This is a genomic window from Thiomonas sp. (assembly GCF_034007205.1).
Lineage (GTDB): Bacteria > Pseudomonadota > Gammaproteobacteria > Burkholderiales > Burkholderiaceae_C > Thiomonas.
The window spans coordinates 1-20647 of the sequence record NZ_JAVERI010000020.1 but is presented as its reverse complement, the minus strand read 5'-3'; the positions used below and the strand labels follow the sequence as shown (position 1 = coordinate 20647).

The following is a 20647-nucleotide window of genomic DNA, read 5'->3' as shown; positions in this document are numbered from 1 at the left end:
GGTTCATTCGGCAGACCGAGGATTTGCAGACGGGGTTGGATTGTCGTCGGCCTCGGCGTCGTCGAGCCGGCCGCGCATCAGCTTGAACAGCACCGGCATGACCAGCAACACCAGCGGCATCTGCACCGCCAGCCCGGCGATGATGGCCACGGCCAGCGGCTGCTGCATCGCCGAGCCCTGGCCGAGCGCGAGCGCCAGCGGCGCCAGGGTGAGCATGGCGGCCAGCGTGGTCATGGCGATGGGGCGCATGCGGTTCTGCCCGGCGGCCACCAGCGCGGCGTCCAGCCCTTGCCCCGGGCGCTCGCGCAGCAGGGTCTGCACTTCGCTGAAATAGAAAATGGCGACTTCGGTGACGATGCCCACGATCATGGTCATGCCCATCATCGCCGAGATGTTGAGCTCGATGCCCGCGACCCACAGACCGATGAACACCGCGGGCAGCGCCAGCAGCGGCATGGACAGAATGGCGATGGCCGCCTTGAAGCGCTCATAGAGGAACAGCAGCAGCAGGAAGACCAGCAGCACCGCGGCGCCGAGCACGCCGATCAAGCCCTTGAAGGCGATTTGCTGCTGCTTGTAAAGCCCGCCGAGCTGGGCATAGACCCCGGGCGGAAAGTAGCCCGGCGCGTCGATGATTTTTTTCACGGCGGCAATGGTCGAGCCGAGGTCGCGGCCGCTGATGCGCGCGGTGACGGCGGCCATGGTCTTGAAGTTCTCCCGGTTGATTTCCGGCTGGCCGGTGAGCACCTTGATGCTAGCGATGCGCTCCAGCGTGAACACATGGCCGTCGGGGGCGCGCAGCGGCAGGCGGGCGATGTCGCCGGTGGTCTGGCGCAGCGTCAGCGGCGTCCACAGCCGCACGCCGACCATTTTGGGGCCTTGCTGGATTTGCGTGACCACGCTGCCGCCGATCAGGGTTTGCAGTTGCTGCTGCACCTGCTGCGGATCGACGCCTTCGAGCGCGGCGCGGGTGGGGTCGATGTGGATGTCGAGCGCGTCGCCCGCGAGCTTGATGCCGCTGCGCACATCGACGATGCCGGAAATCTTGCCGATGGCCGCGGCGGTGCGGTGCGCAAGCTGGGCGAGCTGCTGCGGGTTGTCGTCGAAGATCTTGATCTCCACCGGCTGCGGCACGGCGGTGAGGTCGCCGATCAGGTCTTCCATCAACTGCGCCATTTCGATCTTGATGCCGGGAACCTGGGTTTCGATGCGCCGGCGCACCTCCTCCATGACCACGTCGATCGACTTGCGCGGCGGGGGCTTGAGGCGCACGAAAAAGTCGCCCTCGTTGGTTTCGGTCACGCCGCCGCCGAGCTGCGCCCCGGTGCGGCGCGACCAGGTCTGCACCTCGGGCGTGGTGCGCAGAATCTGCGCCACCTGCGCCAGGATGCGGTCGGTCTCGGTCAGCGAGGTGCCCGGCGGGGTGCGGTAATCCAGAATGAATCCGCCTTCGTCCATATGCGGCATGAAGCCGCTGCCCACCTGCCCGTAGGCCAGCCAGCCCGCCAGCAGCAGCGGCGCCACGCCGAGCGCGGCCAGCCAGGGGCGGCGCAGTGCTGCGTTCAGCACCCGGGCATAGCTGCGCTGCACCGCCGACAGCCAGCGGCCCTGCTCGCGCTGCGCCTCGCGCTCGATGTCGCGTGCGCTGAGCAGCTTGTCGGCCAGCAGCGGCACCGCGAGCCAGGCGACGAAAAAGGAAATGACCAGGGCGGCGGCCATGGTCAGCGACAGCGCCTTGAAGAAGGCGCCGGTGACGCCCGAGAGAAAGGCCAAAGGCAGGAAGATGACCACGGTCGATGCGCTCGACCCGGCCAGCGGCCGCAGGTATTCCATCGCCGCGTGCAGGATGCCGCTGTGCCGCGCCTGCGCGCCGTCCTGCTTGCGCAGGTGACTCAAGCGCCGCACGATGTGCTCGCTCATCACAATGGCGTCGTCGATCACCAGACCTACCGCGGCGGCCATGCCGCCCAGGGTCATGATGTTGAAACTCATGCCCAGGGCGTAGAGCAGCACCACGGTGGCGGCCAGCACCGCGGGCACGGTGATCATGGCGATGAGGGTGATTTTCAGGCTGCGCAAGAAAAGCAGCAGCACCAGCCCGGCCAGCGCCACGCCGATCAGGATGGCGTCGCGCACGCTGGCGGCGCTGTCGACCACCAGGATGCTCTGGTCATACCAGTTCGCCAGATGCACACCCGGTGGCAGCGGGGTCTTGGCCAGCAGCTCGCGCACATGGCGGGCGATCTGCACGGTGTTGCCGCCGGGCTGCTGGTAGATGTTGAGCAGCACCGCGTCCTTGCCATCAGCAGTGATCCGGGTCCACTGCGGCACGGTGCTGGGCGAGATGCGCGCTACGTCGCGCAGGCGCACCACGCCGTCGGGCCCGGCGCGCAGCACGATGTCGCCGATCTGCGCGGCATCGTGCAGGCGCGAGTCGGCCAAGGCGAGCAGCAGCTTGTAGCGGTCTTGCAGATGGCCCACGGCCTGCACGCCATTGGCGGCGCTGACCGCGTTGTTCACATCCTGCAGCGCCAGGCCCAGCGCCTGCAGCTTCAGCGGGTTGAGGGTGACGTGATATTCCTCGCGCGCGCCGCCCTGGATCTGTACCCGCGCCACGCCGCCGATGCTCGAGAGCAGCGGCCGCAACTGGAATTCGGCCAGATCGTAGAGCTGGGTCGGCGTGAGGCTGCGAGAGGTCAGGCTGTAGGCGATGACCGGATCGACGGTGGGATCCATGCGCTTGCTCGCCACCCGCGTGCCCGGCGGCAGTTGCGGCAGGATCTGCGTTACGGCTTCGTTGACCTGCACCGCGGCCAGCGCCATCGGCGTGCCCCAGTCGAAGCTCACCGAAATGTCGGCGGTGCCGCGGCTGGTGGTGGAGCGCACGTCGACCACGCCCGGCACGCGGCGCACCGCCTGCTCCAGCGGCTGCGTGACCTGCAGCATCATCTGGCTGGCCGGACGGTCGCCCGCGTCGGCGCTGACCACCACACGCGGAAAGTCCACATTGGGAAACAACCCGACGGGCAGCTTGAACGCGGCGAACACCCCGCCCGCCGCCAGCAGCGCCAGCAAAAACAACACGGAGCGGCGATGGCGCTGCAGCCAGACCGAAGCGCCGCTCATCGCCCGGCTCCGCTTGCTTGCAAGGCCATGCCGGGGCGAAGTTCATAGTTGCCCGCCACGACCAGAGGCAAAGTCGGGTTCAAAGTGGCGGTGATGCCGGTCTGCAGGCCGCTTTCGATGGCGATTCTCACCGGCACGCGCAGCGCCTTGCCGTGGTCGTCCTGAAACACGAAGGCCCCGCGCTCGTCCTGCAGCACGGCGTCTCTGGGGACGACCCAGCCGCGCCAGCGGCCGAGCACCAGGTCGGCCTGCACGCTTGCCCCCACAGGCGGCAGGCTGGCTTGGGATGGCAGCGCAATGTGCACATCCAGACGCTGAGTCTTGGGGTTGAGCGCCGCACTGACGCTGCGGATCGTGCCCTGCCAGTGCTGCGCGGGGTCGAACACCGAGCTCAGCCGCACGCTCTGCCCCGGCTGCAGACGCTGCGCCTCCTCTGGCGACACCCCGGCGAGCGCCTGCAGACTGCCGCCGCGTCCGAGCTGGAGCAGCGGGCTGCCCGCGGCGAGCAGGTCGCCCGGCGCGGCGTTCACCGCCAGCACGATGCCGTCCAGCGGCGCCAGCACCCGAGTCGTCGCCTGCCCAGCGCCTTGCTGCTGCAGGCTGCGCAGTTGCGCCTGCGCGTCGGCCAGCGCCTTGCGCGCCGCATCGACCTGCGCCTGCGTGGCAAGCTGTTGCGACTTGAGCGCGACCATGCGGTCGAGTTCGCCCTGAGCATAGACGACGGCGGTCTGCGCCTGCTGGTAGGCCAGCGCGGTACTGGCATCGCGGCTCAGGGTGGCGAGCAGGGCGCCCTTGCGCACGGTCTGGCCGACATGCACGGCCACGGTCTGCACCTGCATCGCATGCTGAAAGGTGAGGGCCTGAATCTGACTGGCGGGCACCTGCACCACGGCATAGGCGCGCAGGGTGTGAAGCAGCTCGCCGCGCTGCAGCGGCGCGGTCTGCACCTGAGCGGTGACGGCGGGATTTGCGGCCCAGGCGCGCGGCAGGCTGCTCAGGGGCAGGCAAAGCGCGGCGAGAAGGGCCAAGCAAGGGGCGAGGCGAGCGAGGTGGGCGCGAGTGGGCTGGGTCATAGCGGTGAGTCGTTCGTTTGGGAGTGCGAGGCGAGGGCGGCAGCCTGACGGTAGGGGCCCAGGCCGGTGAGCAACTGCAGCGCCAGAATCTGCTCGGCGCGCTGCTGCGCATTGGCCTGCAGCGCCAGACGCTGGTCGAGCAGGGCGGTGCGCTGGTTGATGAATTCCAGCAGGCTCATGCCGCCCTGCTGCAGCGCCTGCTGTGCGGCGGCGTCGGCAGACTCCAGGGCGGGAAGGGCGGCCAGCAGGTTCTGGCGCTGCCGTTGCAGCAAGGCGAGGTCGGCCTGCACCTGCCGCACGTCGGCATCGGCCTGATCGAGCCGGGCCTGATAGTCGGTGCGGAGCTGTGCGCGCGTGGCGCGCTGCACGGCGATCACGCCCTGGTTGCGGTTGAACAGCGGCAGGCTGATGTTCACGCCGAAGCCCACGGTGTTCACCCCGGCGGTGTCCCGCGCCCGGGTGAAGCCGAGGTTGAAAGCGGGGAACTGGCCGAGCACGGCCTGCCGGACCTTCTGCTCCTGTGCGGCGTAGCCCGCCTGCAGCGCCATCAGATCGGGACGGATGTGCGGCAGCGCTTTGAGTGTGGCGTCCACCTGGGCGGCGCTGGGTTCGGCTTGGGGTGCGGGCGCGGCCAGCGGCAGCGGTACGTTGGCACGCAGCCCGAGCAGGGCGTGAAGCTGCGATTGCAGCGCGAGCTGCTGGCGCTCGATCTGCTGGATATTCTGGGTGAGGGCTTGCAGCGGCACGAGCTGCGCATCCACGTCCAGCCGGGTGACATTGCCCTGCGCCAGCGCGGCCTTGCTGCGCTGCAGGCGTTGCGAGAACAGGGTGCGTTCCTGTTCCAGCAGGCTCAGCCGCGCGGTGTTGCCGGTGATCCGGGTGTAGAGCAGGCGGGCCTGCGCCACGGTCTGCCATTCGGCCCACAGCACTTGCAGATTGACCTGGGTTGCAGCGTGCTGTGCGGCACGCTGCGCGGCGTGGTGGGTGATGAGCGCGGCGATGTCGTAAGACAGACCGAGGTTGTAGGCGGAGGTCGTCGCGCCCGCGCTGTTGCCCGGAAAATCCTGCGAAAACCCGAGTTGCGGATCGGGCAGCAGCCCGGCGTCGAAAGCCTGCGCCCGCGTCACGCCCAGCCTGGCGCGCTCGGCCTTGAGCTGCGGATTGTTGAGCACGGCCAGAATGGCCAATCCCGTGGCGTCCAGCGGTTTTGCGGGGTCGAAGTCGTAGCGCGCCAGCGCGGGCAGCGCGATTTCGCCGCGAGCGACATCCAGACTGGCGACCGATGCGGCCAGATGGGCCGAGGCTGGCAGCGGTTCGGGGTGATAGCTGGCGCAACCGCCGAGCAGCGCGGCGGCGAGCCATGCGCCATGACGCAAAAGAGGCGGCAGGCGAGTGAACGTCGGTTTCATCGGGTCTGAAGTCCTTGGATTGCGGAGTCGGTGCAGTATCACGCCATGACTTCAGGGCATGAAGCGAGGGGCGAGCCGACGGGATCAGTCCTGAAGGTCGTGGTCGTCGTGATCGAAGCGGTCTTGCGTCGAGGCGATGACCGTGCCTTGATCGGGGCTGATCTTCACGTCGAAGACCTGCGGGCCCTTGACGACTTCGACGTCATACACCGCCTTGCCCGCATGCTGCTCGACTTCGGCCTTGGAAGCCGTGCCGCCCACATGCTGCTCGGCGGCGGAGACAGCCTGGCTCAGGCTGATCCTGGCGCCTGGAATGATGCGGGCGTCGTTGCCCGCATCGCCCGAGGCGAAGGCGCTGACCCCGGCTGCGGCCGAGGCGAGGGCGAGGGTGGCGATGACGAGGGTGGATTTGCGTACTTGCATGATGGAACTCCCTGAAAAGGTTGAACACGGCGCCGCAATGGCGTGAGAGCGCCCCCAGGGTCGGCTCGCCGACCCGCCCCCCGTGGGGGTCAAGGAAACTTGGGGCGGCCCTGCGTTTCCTTGAGAGGGACTTTAGAAAGCCAGTCTTAGCGCACGCATAGCACTGGATTTATGCTTGCAGTATGCACACAGTATCCGTTTCCAGGCCTTCGACTTCCGGCAAACGACCCCGGGTGGGCCTGGCGCTGGGCGGCGGTGCGGCGCGTGGCATGGCGCATCTGGGCGTGCTGCGGGCCTTGGCCGATGCCGGGGTGCAGGTCGATGTCATCGCGGGTTGCAGCATCGGCGCGCTGATCGGCGCGGTGGCGGCAGCGGGGCGCACCGACGGGCTGGAGGCCACGTTCAAGACCTTCGACTGGAAAAAGACCCTGTCGTTTTTCGACGTGGTGTTTCCGCGCTCGGGGCTGATCGACGGCGCCAAAGTCACCGAGATGGTGCGCGAACATCTGCCGGCGACGCAGATCGAGGCGCTGCGCACGCCTTTTGCGGCGATTGCCACCGATCTGCTCAGTGGCGCCGAGGTGGTACTGCGCTCGGGCGATGTGATCGAGGCGGTGCGCGCGAGCATCGCCGTGCCGGGCGTGTTCACGCCGGTGCGGGTGGACGGCCGGGTGTTGGTGGACGGGGGCTTGAGCAACCCGGTGCCGGTGAGCGTGGCGCGCGCCATGGGTGCGGACCGGGTGATCGCCGTCGATCTCAATCACGGCGTGGTTCAAAATCAATTGAAGCGGCGCTCTCGACCCCAGCGGCAGGACCGCTCACCCCCTGCGCAGGAGACTGCCGCGCGCTGGGTGGCCGATTACCGTCGGGTCATGAACGAGCTGAAATCGCGCCTGCTGGAGCCCGGCGCGCCCGCCAAGGATCAGTTCGCGCGCTGGGCGCAGCGCGACGAGCCGCTGCCCAATATGTTCGAGGTGCTGCTGGCCTCGGTGAATGTGATGGAAATGCACATCACCGAAAGCCGCCTGCGCGTCGAACCGCCCGATCTGCTCATCCGTCCGGCGCTGGGCGACATCCGGTTTCTCGAATTCGGCCGCGCCGAGGAATCGATCCAGATCGGCTACGACGCCACGATGCGCGCGCTGCGCGATTGGAATCCGTAAGCACCGAGCCCGATTTCAGCCCGTATTGCGCAGCCCCGCGGCAATGCCGTTGATGCTCAGGTGGATGCCGCGCTTGGTGCGCTCGTCCGTCTGGCCTTCGCGGAAGCGGTGAAGCAGCTCGATCTGCAGATGATTGAGCGGGTCGATGTAGGGAAAGCGGGCGCGGATCGAGCGCTTGAGCGTGGGGTTGTCGCTCAGGCGTTCGGTCTGGCCGGTGATGGCCGAAAGCATCTCGGTGGTGAGCTGCCATTCGCGCTGCAAGGCCTTGAGCACTCTCTGCCGGGTCTTGGCCTCGGTCACCAGTTCGGCGTAGCGCTCGGCCACGCGCATATCGGTCTTGGCCAGCACCATGTCGATGTTCGACAGCAGGGTGGCGAAGAATGGCCACTGCCTGGCCATGCGCTGCAGCAGTTTCAGGCCGTCGGGATGGGCGTCGAGATAGGTCTGCACGCCGCTGCCGAAGCCATACCAGCCGGGCAGCGCCACGCGGCATTGGCCCCAGGAGAAGCCCCAGGGAATGGCGCGCAGGTCGGCAATCGCGCGGGTGGCCTTGCGCGAAGACGGACGGCTGCCGATATTGAGTTCGGCGATTTCCGAGATGGGCGTGGCGCTGTAGAAGTAGTCGGTGAATTCCGGGGTCTCGTATACCAGCTTGCGGTAGGCCGCCATAGAGGCTTCGGACAGGGCGGCTGCCGCGTCGAGGAACCGGGCAGCAGGCTTGCTCGCGGCCTGAGTCTGCGGCAGCAGCGTGGCCTGCAGCGTGGCGGCCACCAGGGTTTCGAGGTTGCGCAGCCCGATGTCCGGGTTGCCGTACTTGCTGGTGATGACTTCGCCCTGTTCGGTCAGTCGGATCTGGCCGTTGACCGTGCCCGGCGGCTGAGCCAGGATGGCATCGAAGCTCGGGCCGCCGCCGCGTCCCACCGTGCCGCCGCGGCCGTGGAACAGCCGCAGGGTGATGCCCTGCTCGGCCTTGAGCTGCTCGAACTGCCCGGCCAGCGCGACCTCGGCGCAGTACAGCTCCCAGTTGGAGGTGAAAAAGCCGCCGTCCTTGTTGCTGTCGGAGTAACCCAGCATGATCTCCTGCTCGCCGCCGGAGCGTTGCACCAGCCCGACCATGCCGGGCAGAGCGTAGAAGTCGCGCATGATGGCCGGGGCGCTGCGCAGGTCTTCGATGGTCTCGAACAGCGGCACGACCAGCAGTTCGGCGTGGCTTTCGGGGCCGTTCAAGGTGCCGTGAAACAGTCCGGCTTCTTTCTGCAGCACCAGCAGTTCGAGCAGGTCGCTGACGGTCTCCGAGTGCGAGATGATGTATTGGCGGATGGCGCGCGGGCCGAAGTCGCGCCGCGCGCTGTAGGCGCGGTCGAACACCGCCAGTTCGCTGCGCGTCCAGTCGGAATAGACGTGGTGCGGCAGGCGCAGCGGGCGCGGGTCGTTGAGGCAGCGGATGAGCAGGGCCTGCCTGGCGTCTTCGTCGAGATGACTGTAGTCTGGACACAGACCGGCGGCGGCGAGCAGTTCGCGCAGCACGGCTTCATGCTGATCGGAGCTTTGCCGCAGGTCGATGGTGGCCAGCCTGAAACCGAACACCCCGGCGGCGCGGATCAGTGGGTCCAGGCGCGCGCGCGCCAGGGGCTCGGCATGATGCTGGCGCAGCGAGTCGCGGATGGTGCGCAGATCGGCGATGAATTCGTCGGCGTTGGCATAGGGTTCGGCGCTGCCCACTTCGGGCAGCATCGCCTGCACCCCGGCGAGCCTGCGCAGATTGGCCGCCAGCCGGGCGTACATGCCGATGAGGGCGCGGCGGTAGGGCTCGTCGCTGCGGTGCTCGGACAGGTCGGGCGAGCGCTCGGCCAGGGCCATGAGCTCCGGGCTGGCGCTGGCCAGCAGGGCCGAGATCGACAGCTCGCCGCCGATGGCGTGGACCTCGGCCATATAGAACTCGATGGCCGTGCGCGACTGCATGCGCAGCGCGTAGCTCAGGGTGTCGGCGGTGACGAAGGGGTTGCCGTCGCGGTCGCCGCCGATCCAGTGGCCCATGCGGAAAAAGGCGGGCAGGTCGGTCTTGGCGGCGTCTTTTTTGCCCGGCGGGAAAAGCGCGTCGATGTCGCGCTCCAGGTTGCGATACAGGCGGGGGAACTGCTGGAAAAAGGTCGTGCCGTAAAAAGACAGCGCATTCTTGATTTCGTCGGACACCTTGAGCTTGACGTAGCGCAGCAGCCGCGTCTGCCAGAGCTGCACCACGCGGGCGCGCATGGCGTCTTCGATCTCGGCGCGCTTTTGCGGCAGCCGAGTCGCATCGCGCTCGACCAGCAGCCGCGCCAGCGCCCGTTCGGCATCGAGCACGCTCTTGCGCTGCACTTCGGTGGGGTGCGCGGTGAGCACCGGTGAAATGAGCGCCCGATCGAAAAACTGCAGGAGTTGCGCGCGCTCCACGCCGGAGTCTTTGAGCGTTTCGAGCGCGGCGCGCACGCTGTCGCGCTGCGGCGGGGCGCCGCGTTCGGCGTCTTGCTCGGCGCGCCGCAGCACATGGTGATCTTCGGCGATATTGGCCAGGATGGAAAAGTAGCTGAAGGCGCGGATCACGCTCACGGCCTGGTCGCGCGTGAGGCTGTTGAGCAGCTTGTCGAGGGCGCGGCGGTCCTTGGTGTCGCCGTCGCGGTGGAACTTGACGGAGAGCTGACGCACGGTTTCGACGATGTCGAACATTTCCTGCCCCTCCTGCTCGCGGATCAGGTCGCCGAGCAGACGCCCGAGCAGGCGGATGTCGTCGAACAGGGCGGCGTCGGGGTCGGAGGCGTTGTGTGCGGCGGTGGGGCGTGTCGACATGGCGTGGCGTGTTTGGGGGGCACTAAAACAGGGCGTGCTGATGCTATCAGCGCCATGCCAAATGGAAGCAAGATGCGCGCCCAGGTCGCTGCAGGATTTGCGTTGCCGCAGGGACGGTGAAATGATTTTTCGCCATGCGCAATGCAGGGGCGTTTGCCCAGAAAAGTGATGCGTGCGGGCTCTTAGAATCCGCGCATGATCTCCACCGCCTTCACCCCTCCCCAGTCCCTCGTCATCGCCACCCGCGAAAGCCGCCTGGCGCTTTGGCAGGCCGAGCATGTGCGCGATCTGCTCAAGGGGCTGTATCCGCAGTGCGATGTGCGCATTTTCGGCATGACCACGCAGGGCGACCAGATACTCGACAAATCGCTGGCCAAGATCGGAGGCAAGGGACTGTTCGTCAAGGAACTCGAAGTGGCGATGGAGCAGGGACTGGCCGATCTGGCCGTGCATTCGCTCAAGGATGTGCCCATGGAGTTGCTGCCCGGTTTTGCGCTCACCGCGGTGATGCAGCGCGAAGACCCGCGCGATGCCTGGGTCAGCCCGCATTACGCCAGTCTGGACGAGCTGCCCGCGGGCGCCGTGGTCGGCACCTCCAGCCTGCGGCGCGAATCGCAACTGCGCGCACGCCATCCCCACCTTCAGGTGCAGCCCCTGCGCGGCAACCTCGACACCCGGCTGCGCAAGCTCGATCAAGGGCAGTACGCGGGCATATTGCTGGCGGCCGCCGGGCTGAAGCGGCTGGGCCTGGGCGAGCGCGTGCGCGCCGTCATCGATCCGCAAGACATGCTCCCGGCCGTCGGCCAGGCGGCGCTGGGCATCGAAATCCGCGCCGACCGATCCGATCTGGTGCAGGCGCTCGCGCCGCTGAACCATCTCCCGACGGCGCTGTGCGTCCATGCCGAGCGGGCGGTGTCGCGCGGCTTGGGCGGCAGTTGCACCACGCCGATGGGCGCCTATGCCACGCTGGAGGGCGAGGACATGCTGCTGCGCGCCATGCTGGGGCTGCCCGATGGCAGCCTGGCGCTGCAGGCGCAGCAGCGCGCTCGCGTCACCGATTCGGCGCAGGCCGATGCGCTGGGGCAGCAAGTGGCGCAGCAATTGCGCGAACAGGGCGCGGATGCGCTGCTGGCGCAACTCGGTGCGCATTGAGCGCTCCACTCAGTGCGTGGCGCCGATGCTCAACACCACGCTGATCTCCACGCGAGCGTCCTCGCAGGCGGGCGCAGCGCACGAACTCCTGACTGCATCCGGGGTGCAGGTGATCGACTTCGCGCTGCAACACATCGGCCCGCCGGACGATCTGCCCCGATTTCACGCCGCCCTGTCCGCGCTGCCGCAGACCGATCTGGCCCTGCCCGTCAGCCCCACGGCGGTGGCCGCCGTATTCGCGGCGCTGCGTCAGCCCTGGCCCGCGCGTTGCGCCATCGGCGTGGTGGGTGAGGGCAGTCTGCGCGCGGTACGCCGGGCCCTGGCGGCGCAGCCCGAAGACGTGCCTTGGCCGCCGATCATCGCCCCCGACGCCGGGAACTGGCACGACGGCGAGAGCGATTCCGAAGCCTTGTGGGATGCGCTGCAACTCGCCTTCGCCCCGGGGCCGGTGGCGTCTTTTCCGTGGGCAGGGCGCCATGTGCTGATCTTCCGCGGCGGGCCAGGCCGCGATCTGCTGCAACGCAAGCTCGAAGCGGCCGGCGCCAAGGTCAAGGTCATCGAGGCCTACAGCCGACTGGCACTGGATTACAACGCACAGACCGCCGCCTTGCTGCAATCCGCACTGGGTCGTGGCGGCTGGTGGCTGTTTTCCTCCACCGAGGCTGTGCACAACCTGCAGCGCCTGCTCGAACAGGCCGGGCTGAACGCTGCCGTGCTGCAACAGCAGCGCGCGCTGGCCATTCATCCGCGCATCGCCGATGCCCTGCGCACGGCCGGCTTCGGGCGTGTGGAACTGACCCGTGCACAAATCGAGGAGGTGCTGTCGACTTTGCAGCGTCTGACCTCCTCCCTGAGCCCGACTCCTGGATAATGCCCGCATGACCGAGTCTAACCTTCCTCCCACAGCAGCGACCTCTTCGACAAGCGCAACTGCACCAGTCGAGGACGTATCGCCTGCGGTCCCGACACCGCCTGTGGCCCCGCCGCCCGTGGCGGTTGCATCGCCTGCCGCCCTGCCGGGCGCGCGCTGGGTCTGGCCGGTTCTCATTGCCCTCATCGTGGCCCTGGCGGCGATGGCGTGGTGGCTGAACAATCGCCTCTACGCCACCCAGGCGGAAATCGCGCAGCGCCTGCAGACGGCGATGACCGACGCCATCGAGGCCAAGACCCTGACCAGGCAGGCCAGCGATACCGTGCGCGACCTCACCGCGCGCATCGCCGTGCTCGAATCGCGCCAGCAAGACTTCGCGGCGCAGCGCCAGGCGCTGGAGACGCTGTACGAAGACTTTGCCAAGACCCGCGATCAGGCGCGCCTGTCCGAAACCGGCCAGCTCATCGCCCTGGCGCAGCAGCAGGCGCAGCTCATCGGCAATGTGCAGCCGCTCATCGCCACGCTGCAAAGCGCCGATGCGCGGCTGGCGCGCTCGCCCAACCCCAAGGCGCAAATCCTGCGCCGCGCGGTGCAGGCCGATCTCACCCGGCTGCGCAGCGCCGTCACGCCCGACATCGCCGCCGCAGCGCACAAACTCAACGATCTGGCCGCGCTGGTCGACGGTCTGCGGCTGGTTTCGTCGGCCGAGGCGGCTGGCAGCGCCCAGGCGCCAGGCACGCCGCCCGTCAGTGCAAGTTCGGCATCGGTCTCCGGCCCTGCCTGGGCGCCGTGGCTGGGCGAGTGGTTCGAGCGTTTTCGCGCCTCGCTGGTGCAGTTGTTCGGCATCACCCGCGTGGGCTCGCGCGATGCCTTGCTGGCTTCGCCGCAGCAGGGCGAATTTCTGCGCGAGAACCTCAAGCTGCGCATCCTCAACGCCCGGCTCGATCTGCTCTCGCGCAACGCGGTGGCGTATCGCAGCGATATGCGGGGCATCGACGAGGCGCTGAAAACCTATTTCGACAAGCGCCAGCCGCGCATGGTGCAGGCGCTGTCCCTCGCCCGTCAGGCCGCCCAGCTCGACCTTGCGGCCAATCCGTCGGCCAATCTGGAATCGCTGGCCGTGCTTTCCACGCTCGATAGCGGAGCGCCCTGATGCGCTGGCTCATCTGGGTGCTGATTCTGGCCGCAGCCGCCGTGTTGCTGGCGCTGGGCTCGACGCTCAATACCGGCAATGTCGCCGTGCTGCTGCCTCCGTGGCGGGTGGATGTGTCGCTCAACTTCGCAGTCTTGCTGCTGCTGCTGGGCTTTGTGGTGTTCTACCTGGTGCTGCGCGGGCTGTCGCTGCTGCTGGGCATGCCGCAGGCGGCCGCCGAGTTCCGTGCGCGGCGCCGGATGCGATTGGCCGCGCAGGCCTTGCACAACGGCATGTTCGACTATTTCGGCGGGCGATTTCGCCGTGCTGAGCGGGCAGCGCAACGCGCAGCCGAATTTGCCGACCTCGCCCCCGCCGCGCTGATGACTGCAGCGCAGTCGGCGCAGCAGCTTCAGGCCTATGACCGGCGCGACGCCTATCTGGAACAACTGCCGCAAGCGGCGCGCGATACCGGGGCGCTGCTGAAAGCGCAATGGCTGCTCGACGCCAAACAGCCGCGCGAGGCGCTGGCGCAATTGCGCACCCTGCCCGCCGGAGTGCAGCGGCGCACCCATGCGCTGCGCATCGAGCTGCAGGCCGCACGCAAGGTCGGCGATCACGCTGCCGTGCTGCGTCTGGCGCGCATCCTGCTCAAACATGGCGCCTTGCATCCCGCAGCCGCGCAGGCCATGCTGCACAGCGCGGGAACCGGGTTGCTGCGCCAGGCGGGCGACGACCCGCAGGCCCTGCGCAATACCTGGAACCGTCTGACCGCGCAGGAGCGCACCGACCCCACCCTGGTGGTTGTGGCCGCGAGGGGTTTTGCCGCGGCCGGCGAGCCGGGCCAAGCGCGGCAACTGCTGATCGACGCGCTCAACCGGGCGCAGGCCGAGCCCGGTCTGTTGATGCCCAGCCTGCGCGCCATGCTGGTGGGCATCGACGCCGGTTTCGTCGCCCAGACCGAGCAATGGCTGGGCCGCTGGCCGCAGGAGGCGCAGGCTTATTTCACCGCGGGCGCGGCCTGTGCCGAAATGCAGCTCTGGGGCAAGGCGCAACAGCATTTGCAAAAAGCCATCCAGTCCTGCACTGACGACGAAAGGCGTCTGCGCGGCCAGATCCATGCCGCGCTGGCGCAATTGCTCGAAGGCATCGAGCGCGAAGACCAGGCCCAACGCCACTGGCGCGCGGCGGCGGTGGATCTGTGCGCGCTCGACCCGTCGGGCAAGGCCGGCGAACGACTGTGATGCGCCACGGCCATCCCGCCGCTGCGAACCGCGGCGGCTTTCCTTTCAGGAGACTCTCTCATGCCCTACCTCACCATCGACCAGGTGATTGGCAACACGCCCTTGGTGCAGTTGCAGCGCGTGCCCGGCGCCGAGAATGCGCGGCGCGGCAATCTGATTCTCGGCAAGCTCGAAGGCAACAACCCGGCCGGGTCGGTGAAAGACCGGGCGGCGATTTCCATGATTCGCCGTGCGCAGGAGCGCGGCGCCATCAAGCCCGGCGACACGCTGATCGAGGCCACCTCGGGCAATACCGGCATCGCGCTGGCGATGGCCGCAGCCATTCTGGGCTATCGCATGGTGCTCGTCATGCCGGAAAACCTCAGCATCGAGCGAGCCCAGACCATGAAGGCCTTTGGGGCGGAACTCTTGCTCACGCCCAGGAGCGGCGGCATGGAATATGCCCGCGACCTGGCCGGGCAGATGCAGCGCGAGGGCAAGGGGCTGATGCTCGACCAGTTCGCCAATGCCGATAACCCGCGGGCGCACTATGAAACCACTGGCCCGGAGATCTGGCGCGATACCGCAGGACGCATCACCCATTTCGTCAGCGCCATGGGCACGACCGGCACCATCACCGGGGTGTCGCATTTTCTCAAGGAGCAGAACCCGGCAGTGCAGATCATCGGCGCCCAGCCGGAGGAGGGGTCGAGCATTCCCGGCATCCGCAAATGGCCGCCCGAATACCTGCCCAGAATCTACGAGCCGCAGCGGGTGGACCGGCTGGAGTACGTCAGCCAGACCGCAGCCGAAAACATGGCGCGCAGGCTCGCCCGAGAGGAAGGCCTGTTCTGCGGCATCAGCGCCGCTGGCGCCTGCGAGGTGGCGCTGCGCATCGCCCGCGAAGTGGAAAACGCCACCATCGTTTTTGTCGTCTGCGATCGGGGAGATCGTTATCTGAGCACCGGCGTGTTTCCGGCTTGAAGCTCAGCTTTGTGGCACTGCCTGGCTCGCCGCGCTGATCGGGCTGTGGGGAAGCTGCGCGATGCCTTGATCGGGCACGCTGTAGGCACCAGGCGCGAAAACGTGGCTGTAACCCAGGTAAAAGCCCAAAGACAGGCAGACAATGAACAGAATGCCCAGCCCGGTCAGGTAGATTTTGGTTCCCATGATGCAGTCCGAGTGTGTGAGATAAAAATGTGGATCGAAGAAGGCTGGCCGCTGGGTCCATGCGGGTATTCGCACGGACTGATCTTCTCTGAAAATTAGGCAACCGATCACCGCAGGCAAGCTCGGTTCACCAAACGTCACAAGCCATACGTTCTGACAGCACGCCGCACATTTCGTAAGGCTCCCATGCCCAACCCTTCCCATCAGCCTTTACTCCACCAGGGCATCACCCTGGCGCTGGCGGCGGCCTTGCTGTTCGGCGCGAGCACGCCGCTGGCCAAGCTGCTGCTGGCCGATACCAGTCCGTGGTTGCTGGCGGCATTGCTGTATCTGGGATCGGGAATCGGACTGGCCGGCTGGCGGGCGCTGCGTGCCTTGCGCGGCGGCGCTGAGACTTCGTCCCATTTGCAGGCGGGGGAATGGCCCTGGCTGGCTGCGGCGATTTTCAGCGGCGGCGTGGCGGCGCCGGTGCTGCTGATGTTCGGCCTCTCGCACATGCCGGCCGCGGGAGCCTCGCTGCTGCTCAATCTGGAGAGCGTGCTCACGGCCTTGCTGGCCTGGTTCGTGTTCCGCGAAAACTTCGATCGTCGCATTGCCCTGGGCATGGTGGCCATTGTGCTGGGCAGCGTGGTGCTGAACTGGCCCGGCCAAGGTGTGGCGCTGGACTGGAACAGTCTGTGGCCCGGACTGGCGGTGATCGGCGCTTGCCTGGGTTGGGCGCTCGACAACAACTTCACGCGCAAGGTTGCCCTGTCCGATGCCGGTTTCATCGCCATGAGCAAGGGGCTGATCGCCGGGGCGGTGAACCTGCTGCTGGCGATACTGGTCGGCGCGTCCTGGCCCGCTCTGCCCATCGTGCTGGCGGCCGGTGCGCTCGGCTTTGCCAGCTACGGTGTCAGTTTGGTGCTGTTCGTGCTCGCGCTGCGGCATCTGGGTACGGCCCGTACCGGAGCGTATTTCGCCGTGGCGCCGTTTTTCGGCGCCGCGCTGGCCGTGCTCTTGCTGGGTGAGGCGCTCACGCCGGGGCTGGTGCTGGCGGGCGGATTGATGGCGCTGGGCGTGTGGCTGCACGTCAGCGAGCGCCATGCGCATCTGCACGATCATGAGGCGATGCACCATGCCCATCGCCATGTTCATGGCGGATTGAAGGCGCCCCCAGACCTGCCGCTGCGCGCCAGGCCCCCCAGGGGGGTGAGAAACCCTTGGGGCGGCCCGGCGGGTTTCTCAGGAGACGACGGTCATCACGACCATGTGCATGTGCCGCCCGTGCCTGTGGGCACGCAGCACAGCCACCCGCATGACCATGCTCCGGTGCGGCATGCGCATGCGCATTTTCCTGACGCGCACCATCGCCACCGCCACGGTTGAGGCATCAGAGCAACTCCAGGGTCGGCCTGCCGTAGCCGGAAAGGCGGTTTGAGCAATGGCGCCGATGGGGTGCAACAGACGACAGCAGGGCGACGTGATCATCCCTCCAGCAACAGCTTGAAGGCCAAGGTCCACATCGTCAGGCCGATCAGACCGTCGAGCACCTTCCAGGTGAAGGGGCGCGCAAACACCGGCCGCAGCAGCCGCGCGCCATAGCCCAGGGCGAAAAAGAACACGAAGGAGGCGCAGGCCGCACCCGTGCCGAAGGCCGCGGCACGCCCAGGATACTGGGTGGATACCGAGCCGATCAACACCACGGTGTCGAGATAGACATGCGGGTTCAGAAAAGTGAACGCCAGCACGGTGACGAGCGCTTTTCCCAGCGAGCCGCCGCTGCTGCCGCCGGTCGGGGCCAGCACCGTCGCCGAGCGCAGGGCCGCAAGCAGGCTGCGCGCGCCATAGCCGAGCAGGAACGCAGCCCCCGCGTAGCGGCTGATCGGGGTCAGCCAGGGCGCCCGCGCCACCAGCACATGAAACCCGGACACGCCGATGGCGATGAGCAGGGTATCGGACAGCGCACAGACCAGCATCACCCAGAAGATATGTTCCCCCTTGAGCCCCTGCTTGAGCACAAAGGCGTTTTGCGCACCGATGGCGACGATGAGGGACAGACCCAGGGCAAAGCCGGAGAGGTAGGCGTGCATCAGAACATTCAGGGGCGGTGCGGTTATAAGGGGGCGCAGGTGAAGGCGAAGGCACGCATTTTGCATGCGAACTTGGGGTGAGAGCCGGCGCGGTTCATCGGCCTGTCGCAAGTGTCCTGTAGGCTCTGTTTTCGATCTGCCACGTGGAGAAATTGATGCGCAGCATTCATTGGGTAGGCGGGGAAAAAGGCGGGGTCGGCAAATCGCTGATGGCTCGGTTGCTGGCACAGTATTGCATCGACCACGAGCTGCCTTTTGTCGGCTTCGACACCGATAAATCGCACGGTGCGCTGATGCGCTTTTATGCCGACTACGCCTCGCCCGTGGTGATCGATCGCTATGAAAGCCTCGATCGCATCGTCGAGGCAGCGGGCACCGAGCCTGAGCAGCGGGTGATCGTCGACCTGGCCGCGCAGACCCAGGCCGCGCTGGAGCAGTGGATGGAAGAATCCGGCCTGCTCGACATCGCCCCGGAACTCGATCTGCGGATCCGTTACTGGCATGTGATGGATTCCGGGCGCGATTCGGTCGATCTGCTGCGCGCGCTGCTCGACCGCTTCGGGGGTCGGCTCGACATCGTGCTGGTGCTCAACCAGTTGCGCGGCGACGACTTCGGCATCCTGGAACAGTCGGGCCAGAAACAGCGCGCGCTGGAACTCGGCGCGCGCTTCATGCCGCTCAAGCGTCTGCATGAAGCCGCCATGATCAAGATCGACGCCGCCAGCAGCAGCTTCTGGGCGGCGACGCAGGGCGGCGGTGCGCACGAAATGGGCATTCTGGAGCGGCAGCGGGTGAAAACCTGGCTGAAAAACGCCTACCAAGACCTCTCGGATTTGGGTGTCTGAACCCCGGCTTCCAGACTTTGGAGGATGCCGCACTCCGCCACCGGATGTGGACTGCCGCGCCGCACTCCGCACTGCTTGCGCAGATCGCCGAGTTGTCGCTCCAGAGCCTGCAGGTGCGCCATGCGCTCGCGCACTTGACCCAGATGCAGGTCGATCAGCGCGTCCACTCCGGCGCAGTCGGCCTGCGGCTGCGCGGCGTAGTCGAGCAGCCGGGCGATGTCGGCCAGGCTGATGTCGAGCAGACGGCAGCGGCGGATGAACAGCAGTCTTTGCAAATGCGCTGGGGTGTAGGCGCGATAGCCATTGGCCTGGCGCTGCGGCACGGGCAGCAGGCCGGTTTTTTCGTAATACCGCACGGTGTCCACCTCCGTGCCCGCGCGCGCGGCCAGTTCACTGATGCGCATGATCGACCTCGACAAATTCAGGAATTTATTTGCATGCTAGCCCTTGACCCTGGAGCGGCTCCAGGCTGTGCAATGCCGCCTTGTCCAGATCAAGGAGAAGGCAATGCCCGGCTGCTGCCAGAACGACCACTGCGCTTCGAGTGCAAGCGCAAATGCCGCCCGCGCCGCCAGTCCCGCGTGGCGGCGGGTGTTGTGGATCGCTTTGTTCATCAATGCCGCGATGTTTGGCGTCGAGGTGTTCGGCGGCCTGCAGGCGCATTCCGCGTCGCTGCTGGCCGATGCGCTCGACTTCGCCGCCGACGCGGCCAACTACGGCCTGTCGCTGGCGGTGCTCGGCTTGGCGCTGCACTGGCGCTCGCGCGCGGCGTGGATCAAGGGCGCATCGCTGCTGGCTTTCGGTGTGTTCGTGCTGGCGCGGGCGCTGTGGGGCGCCTGGGCGGGCCAGCCGCCGCAGGCCGTGACCATGGGCGCCATTGCCATCGCCGCCATGTTGTCCAACGGTCTCGTTGCCGCGCTGCTCTACGCCTGGCGCGACGGCGACGCCAATATGCGCTCGGTCTGGCTGTGCACCCGCAACGACGTGCTCGGCAACATCGCCGTGCTGCTGGCAGCCGTGGGGGTATTCGGCACCGGCACGCGCTGGCCGGATTTGCTTGTGGCCGCCGTCATGGCCGCGCTGGGCGTCAGCGCCGGATGGAAGGTGATGCGCCTGGCGCGGGCGGAATTGCGCGCCCATGACGTGCAGCCGCAGATGCGGGCTTACTGAAACTGAAATTCCAGGTAAGCGCGGTTGATGTTCTTGCGGTTGAGCTGATCGGCGTTGTAGAGCTTGCGAAAGGTCTGGGGCGTGGCGGCGTTCACGCGGTTGACCGTCTTTTCCAGATCATCCATGTTTTCAGCGGCGGGTTTGACCTCGCGCACCAGCCAGTCGAGATAGTCGCCCGTCTGTGCCTGGGCTTGCGCCAGCGTGCCGGGTTTGCCGTGTCCGGGCACGATGATTGCGGGCTTGAGCGTGGCGGCGAAGGTGTTGAAAGTCTGCGCCCATTGATCGACGCGGCTGCCGTTGTCGAGCACGCCGAGCATGCGGTCGAGAAACACCAGATCGCCGGTGAAGGCGATGCGCTGTTTGGGCAGCCAGACCACGGCATCGCCAGGGAAATGGCCCGTGCCGAAATGGCGCAGTTCCAGGGGGACGCCGCCGAGAGTGAGCCGGGCCTCGTCGCCGGGCAGAGGGGCGGGGCTGGTCATGGGCGAGAAGTCTTCCATCTTGCCGCCAAACTGCATTTTCAGCGCCTGCATCTCCTGATCGGCGTTGGCCTTCTCGACCTTGACGGTCGAGGCCATGGCGATGATTTGGGCGCCCTTGCTGGCGAACCAGGCATTGCCCAGCCAGCGATGATCCTGGCTGCCGGTGTTGATGACCCAGCGCACCGGCTTGTCGGTCACGCCGCGCAGCGTTTGGGCGATGAGCCGGGCGCCTGCATCGCCCGCGCCGCTGTCGATGAGGATCACGCCGTTCGGCGTGACGATGGCGCCGAAGGTGGCGTTGTCGCCCGCGTTGGCAGCGTCGCGCTGACCCAGCGGGCCGACCAGCGCATAGATGTCGTCGGCGACCTTGATTGGCTGCAGCATGCGTATTTCAGCCCATCGTGGACGGCATTTCAGGCTGATCGTGGACGGGATTTCAGCGTGATCGTGGACGGCGTTTCAGTCTGATCGTGGACGCTGTTTCAGCGTCATCGTGGACGATTGGGGGTG

19 protein-coding genes are annotated in these 20647 nt (G+C 67.1%); 9 read left to right on the top strand and 10 right to left on the bottom strand.

The features are described from left to right. Positions 1-3 precede the first annotated feature (3 nt). The 4 genes from RBR52_RS13630 to RBR52_RS13615 form a co-directional block, all read right to left on the bottom strand. The gene (locus RBR52_RS13630; RefSeq protein ID WP_320377828.1) at positions 4-3126 is read right to left on the bottom strand and encodes an efflux RND transporter permease subunit; all 3123 of its coding nucleotides are present in this window, start codon (positions 3124-3126) and stop codon (positions 4-6) included. Then, the gene (locus tag RBR52_RS13625) at positions 3123-4199 is read right to left on the bottom strand and encodes an efflux RND transporter periplasmic adaptor subunit (protein WP_320377827.1); all 1077 of its coding nucleotides are present in this window, start codon (positions 4197-4199) and stop codon (positions 3123-3125) included. Before RBR52_RS13625 ends, RBR52_RS13630 begins: the two co-directional genes overlap by 4 nt. Beyond that, positions 4196-5608, bottom strand: coding sequence for a TolC family protein (locus RBR52_RS13620; protein WP_320377826.1), 1413 nt, complete (start codon positions 5606-5608; stop codon positions 4196-4198). Before RBR52_RS13620 ends, RBR52_RS13625 begins: the two co-directional genes overlap by 4 nt. An 84-nt stretch (positions 5609-5692) precedes the next feature. Further along, positions 5693-6031, bottom strand: coding sequence for a PepSY domain-containing protein (locus RBR52_RS13615; RefSeq protein ID WP_320377825.1), 339 nt, complete (start codon positions 6029-6031; stop codon positions 5693-5695). Between the two features lie 182 nt (positions 6032-6213). On the opposite strand from RBR52_RS13615, the gene RBR52_RS13610 reads away from it, so the two are divergent. Then, on the top strand, positions 6214-7194 hold the full coding sequence (locus RBR52_RS13610) for a patatin-like phospholipase family protein (protein WP_320377824.1): 981 nt from the start codon (positions 6214-6216) through the stop codon (positions 7192-7194). A gap of 15 nt (positions 7195-7209) precedes the next feature. Here RBR52_RS13610 and ppc read toward each other — a convergent pair whose 3' ends face one another. Continuing rightward, positions 7210-10020, bottom strand: a complete 2811-nt coding sequence (gene ppc / locus RBR52_RS13605) for a phosphoenolpyruvate carboxylase (RefSeq protein ID WP_320377823.1) — start codon at positions 10018-10020, stop codon at positions 7210-7212. A 195-nt stretch (positions 10021-10215) separates the two neighbouring features. Between ppc and hemC the strand changes: the two genes are divergently transcribed. From hemC to cysM, 5 genes are all read left to right on the top strand, one after another. After that, on the top strand, positions 10216-11172 hold the full coding sequence (hemC, locus tag RBR52_RS13600) for a hydroxymethylbilane synthase (protein ID WP_320377822.1): 957 nt from the start codon (positions 10216-10218) through the stop codon (positions 11170-11172). Further along, positions 11162-12043 carry a uroporphyrinogen-III synthase gene (locus RBR52_RS13595; RefSeq protein WP_320377821.1) on the top strand — a complete coding sequence of 294 codons (882 nt, stop codon included), beginning with the start codon at positions 11162-11164 and terminating at the stop codon, positions 12041-12043. The genes hemC and RBR52_RS13595 overlap by 11 nt, the downstream gene beginning before the upstream one ends. Before the next feature lie 118 nt (positions 12044-12161). Then, complete coding sequence (locus tag RBR52_RS13590) at positions 12162-13196, top strand: uroporphyrinogen-III C-methyltransferase (protein ID WP_320377820.1); 1035 nt, start codon at positions 12162-12164, stop codon at positions 13194-13196. Further along, positions 13196-14419 carry a heme biosynthesis protein HemY gene (locus tag RBR52_RS13585; RefSeq protein ID WP_320377819.1) on the top strand — a complete coding sequence of 408 codons (1224 nt, stop codon included), beginning with the start codon at positions 13196-13198 and terminating at the stop codon, positions 14417-14419. The genes RBR52_RS13590 and RBR52_RS13585 overlap by 1 nt, the downstream gene beginning before the upstream one ends. Before the next feature lie 60 nt (positions 14420-14479). Beyond that, on the top strand, positions 14480-15382 hold the full coding sequence (gene cysM, locus RBR52_RS13580) for a cysteine synthase CysM (RefSeq protein ID WP_320377818.1): 903 nt from the start codon (positions 14480-14482) through the stop codon (positions 15380-15382). Between the two features lie 3 nt (positions 15383-15385). On the opposite strand, the gene RBR52_RS13575 is transcribed toward cysM, so the two are convergent. After that, positions 15386-15568, bottom strand: a complete 183-nt coding sequence (locus tag RBR52_RS13575; protein ID WP_320377817.1) for a hypothetical protein — start codon at positions 15566-15568, stop codon at positions 15386-15388. Between the two features lie 186 nt (positions 15569-15754). On the opposite strand from RBR52_RS13575, the gene RBR52_RS13570 reads away from it, so the two are divergent. Beyond that, positions 15755-16936 carry a DMT family transporter gene (locus RBR52_RS13570; RefSeq protein WP_320377816.1) on the top strand — a complete coding sequence of 394 codons (1182 nt, stop codon included), beginning with the start codon at positions 15755-15757 and terminating at the stop codon, positions 16934-16936. A gap of 98 nt (positions 16937-17034) precedes the next feature. Here the strand turns inward: RBR52_RS13570 and RBR52_RS13565 are convergent, their stop codons facing one another. Continuing rightward, entirely contained in the window at positions 17035-17640 is a 606-nt protein-coding gene (locus RBR52_RS13565) for a LysE/ArgO family amino acid transporter (protein ID WP_320377815.1), read from the bottom strand. 155 nt (positions 17641-17795) lie between these two features. Here RBR52_RS13565 and RBR52_RS13560 point away from each other — a divergent pair, with 155 nt between their 5' ends. Then, positions 17796-18485: a mobilization protein gene (locus tag RBR52_RS13560; RefSeq protein WP_320377814.1), complete on the top strand. Its 690-nt coding sequence runs from the start codon at positions 17796-17798 to the stop codon at positions 18483-18485. Here the strand turns inward: RBR52_RS13560 and RBR52_RS13555 are convergent. Then, the gene (locus tag RBR52_RS13555) at positions 18455-18889 is read right to left on the bottom strand and encodes a Cd(II)/Pb(II)-responsive transcriptional regulator (protein ID WP_320377813.1); all 435 of its coding nucleotides are present in this window, start codon (positions 18887-18889) and stop codon (positions 18455-18457) included. The genes RBR52_RS13560 and RBR52_RS13555 overlap by 31 nt on opposite strands. A 36-nt stretch (positions 18890-18925) precedes the next feature. Further along, positions 18926-19099, bottom strand: a complete 174-nt coding sequence (locus RBR52_RS13550) for a hypothetical protein (protein WP_320377812.1) — start codon at positions 19097-19099, stop codon at positions 18926-18928. 10 nt (positions 19100-19109) lie between these two features. On the opposite strand from RBR52_RS13550, the gene RBR52_RS13545 reads away from it, so the two are divergent. Further along, entirely contained in the window at positions 19110-19655 is a 546-nt protein-coding gene (locus RBR52_RS13545) for a cation transporter (protein ID WP_320377811.1), read from the top strand. Here the strand turns inward: RBR52_RS13545 and RBR52_RS13540 are convergent. Beyond that, complete coding sequence (locus RBR52_RS13540) at positions 19649-20521, bottom strand: MBL fold metallo-hydrolase (protein WP_320377810.1); 873 nt, start codon at positions 20519-20521, stop codon at positions 19649-19651. The two genes, RBR52_RS13545 and RBR52_RS13540, sit on opposite strands and share 7 nt — an antisense overlap. Positions 20522-20647 lie beyond the last annotated feature (126 nt).

What these genes read in the sequence shown, in the direction of transcription:
- RBR52_RS13560 (WP_320377814.1), top strand. Translation starts at nt 17,796, where the DNA reads ATGCGCAGCATTCATTGGGTAGGCGGGGAAAAAGGCGGGGTCGGCAAA.
- RBR52_RS13585 (WP_320377819.1), top strand. Translation starts at nt 13,196, where the DNA reads ATGCGCTGGCTCATCTGGGTGCTGATTCTGGCCGCAGCCGCCGTGTTG.
- RBR52_RS13615 (WP_320377825.1), bottom strand. Translation starts at nt 6,031, where the DNA reads ATGCAAGTACGCAAATCCACCCTCGTCATCGCCACCCTCGCCCTCGCC.
- hemC (WP_320377822.1), top strand. Translation starts at nt 10,216, where the DNA reads ATGATCTCCACCGCCTTCACCCCTCCCCAGTCCCTCGTCATCGCCACC.
- RBR52_RS13610 (WP_320377824.1), top strand. Translation starts at nt 6,214, where the DNA reads ATGCACACAGTATCCGTTTCCAGGCCTTCGACTTCCGGCAAACGACCC.
- RBR52_RS13545 (WP_320377811.1), top strand. Translation starts at nt 19,110, where the DNA reads ATGTTTGGCGTCGAGGTGTTCGGCGGCCTGCAGGCGCATTCCGCGTCG.
- RBR52_RS13550 (WP_320377812.1), bottom strand. Translation starts at nt 19,099, where the DNA reads ATGAACAAAGCGATCCACAACACCCGCCGCCACGCGGGACTGGCGGCG.
- ppc (WP_320377823.1), bottom strand. Translation starts at nt 10,020, where the DNA reads ATGTCGACACGCCCCACCGCCGCACACAACGCCTCCGACCCCGACGCC.
- RBR52_RS13625 (WP_320377827.1), bottom strand. Translation starts at nt 4,199, where the DNA reads ATGACCCAGCCCACTCGCGCCCACCTCGCTCGCCTCGCCCCTTGCTTG.
- RBR52_RS13565 (WP_320377815.1), bottom strand. Translation starts at nt 17,640, where the DNA reads ATGCACGCCTACCTCTCCGGCTTTGCCCTGGGTCTGTCCCTCATCGTC.
- RBR52_RS13620 (WP_320377826.1), bottom strand. Translation starts at nt 5,608, where the DNA reads ATGAAACCGACGTTCACTCGCCTGCCGCCTCTTTTGCGTCATGGCGCA.
- RBR52_RS13570 (WP_320377816.1), top strand. Translation starts at nt 15,755, where the DNA reads ATGCCCAACCCTTCCCATCAGCCTTTACTCCACCAGGGCATCACCCTG.
- RBR52_RS13575 (WP_320377817.1), bottom strand. Translation starts at nt 15,568, where the DNA reads ATGGGAACCAAAATCTACCTGACCGGGCTGGGCATTCTGTTCATTGTC.
- RBR52_RS13555 (WP_320377813.1), bottom strand. Translation starts at nt 18,889, where the DNA reads ATGCGCATCAGTGAACTGGCCGCGCGCGCGGGCACGGAGGTGGACACC.
- RBR52_RS13630 (WP_320377828.1), bottom strand. Translation starts at nt 3,126, where the DNA reads ATGAGCGGCGCTTCGGTCTGGCTGCAGCGCCATCGCCGCTCCGTGTTG.
- cysM (WP_320377818.1), top strand. Translation starts at nt 14,480, where the DNA reads ATGCCCTACCTCACCATCGACCAGGTGATTGGCAACACGCCCTTGGTG.
- RBR52_RS13540 (WP_320377810.1), bottom strand. Translation starts at nt 20,521, where the DNA reads ATGCTGCAGCCAATCAAGGTCGCCGACGACATCTATGCGCTGGTCGGC.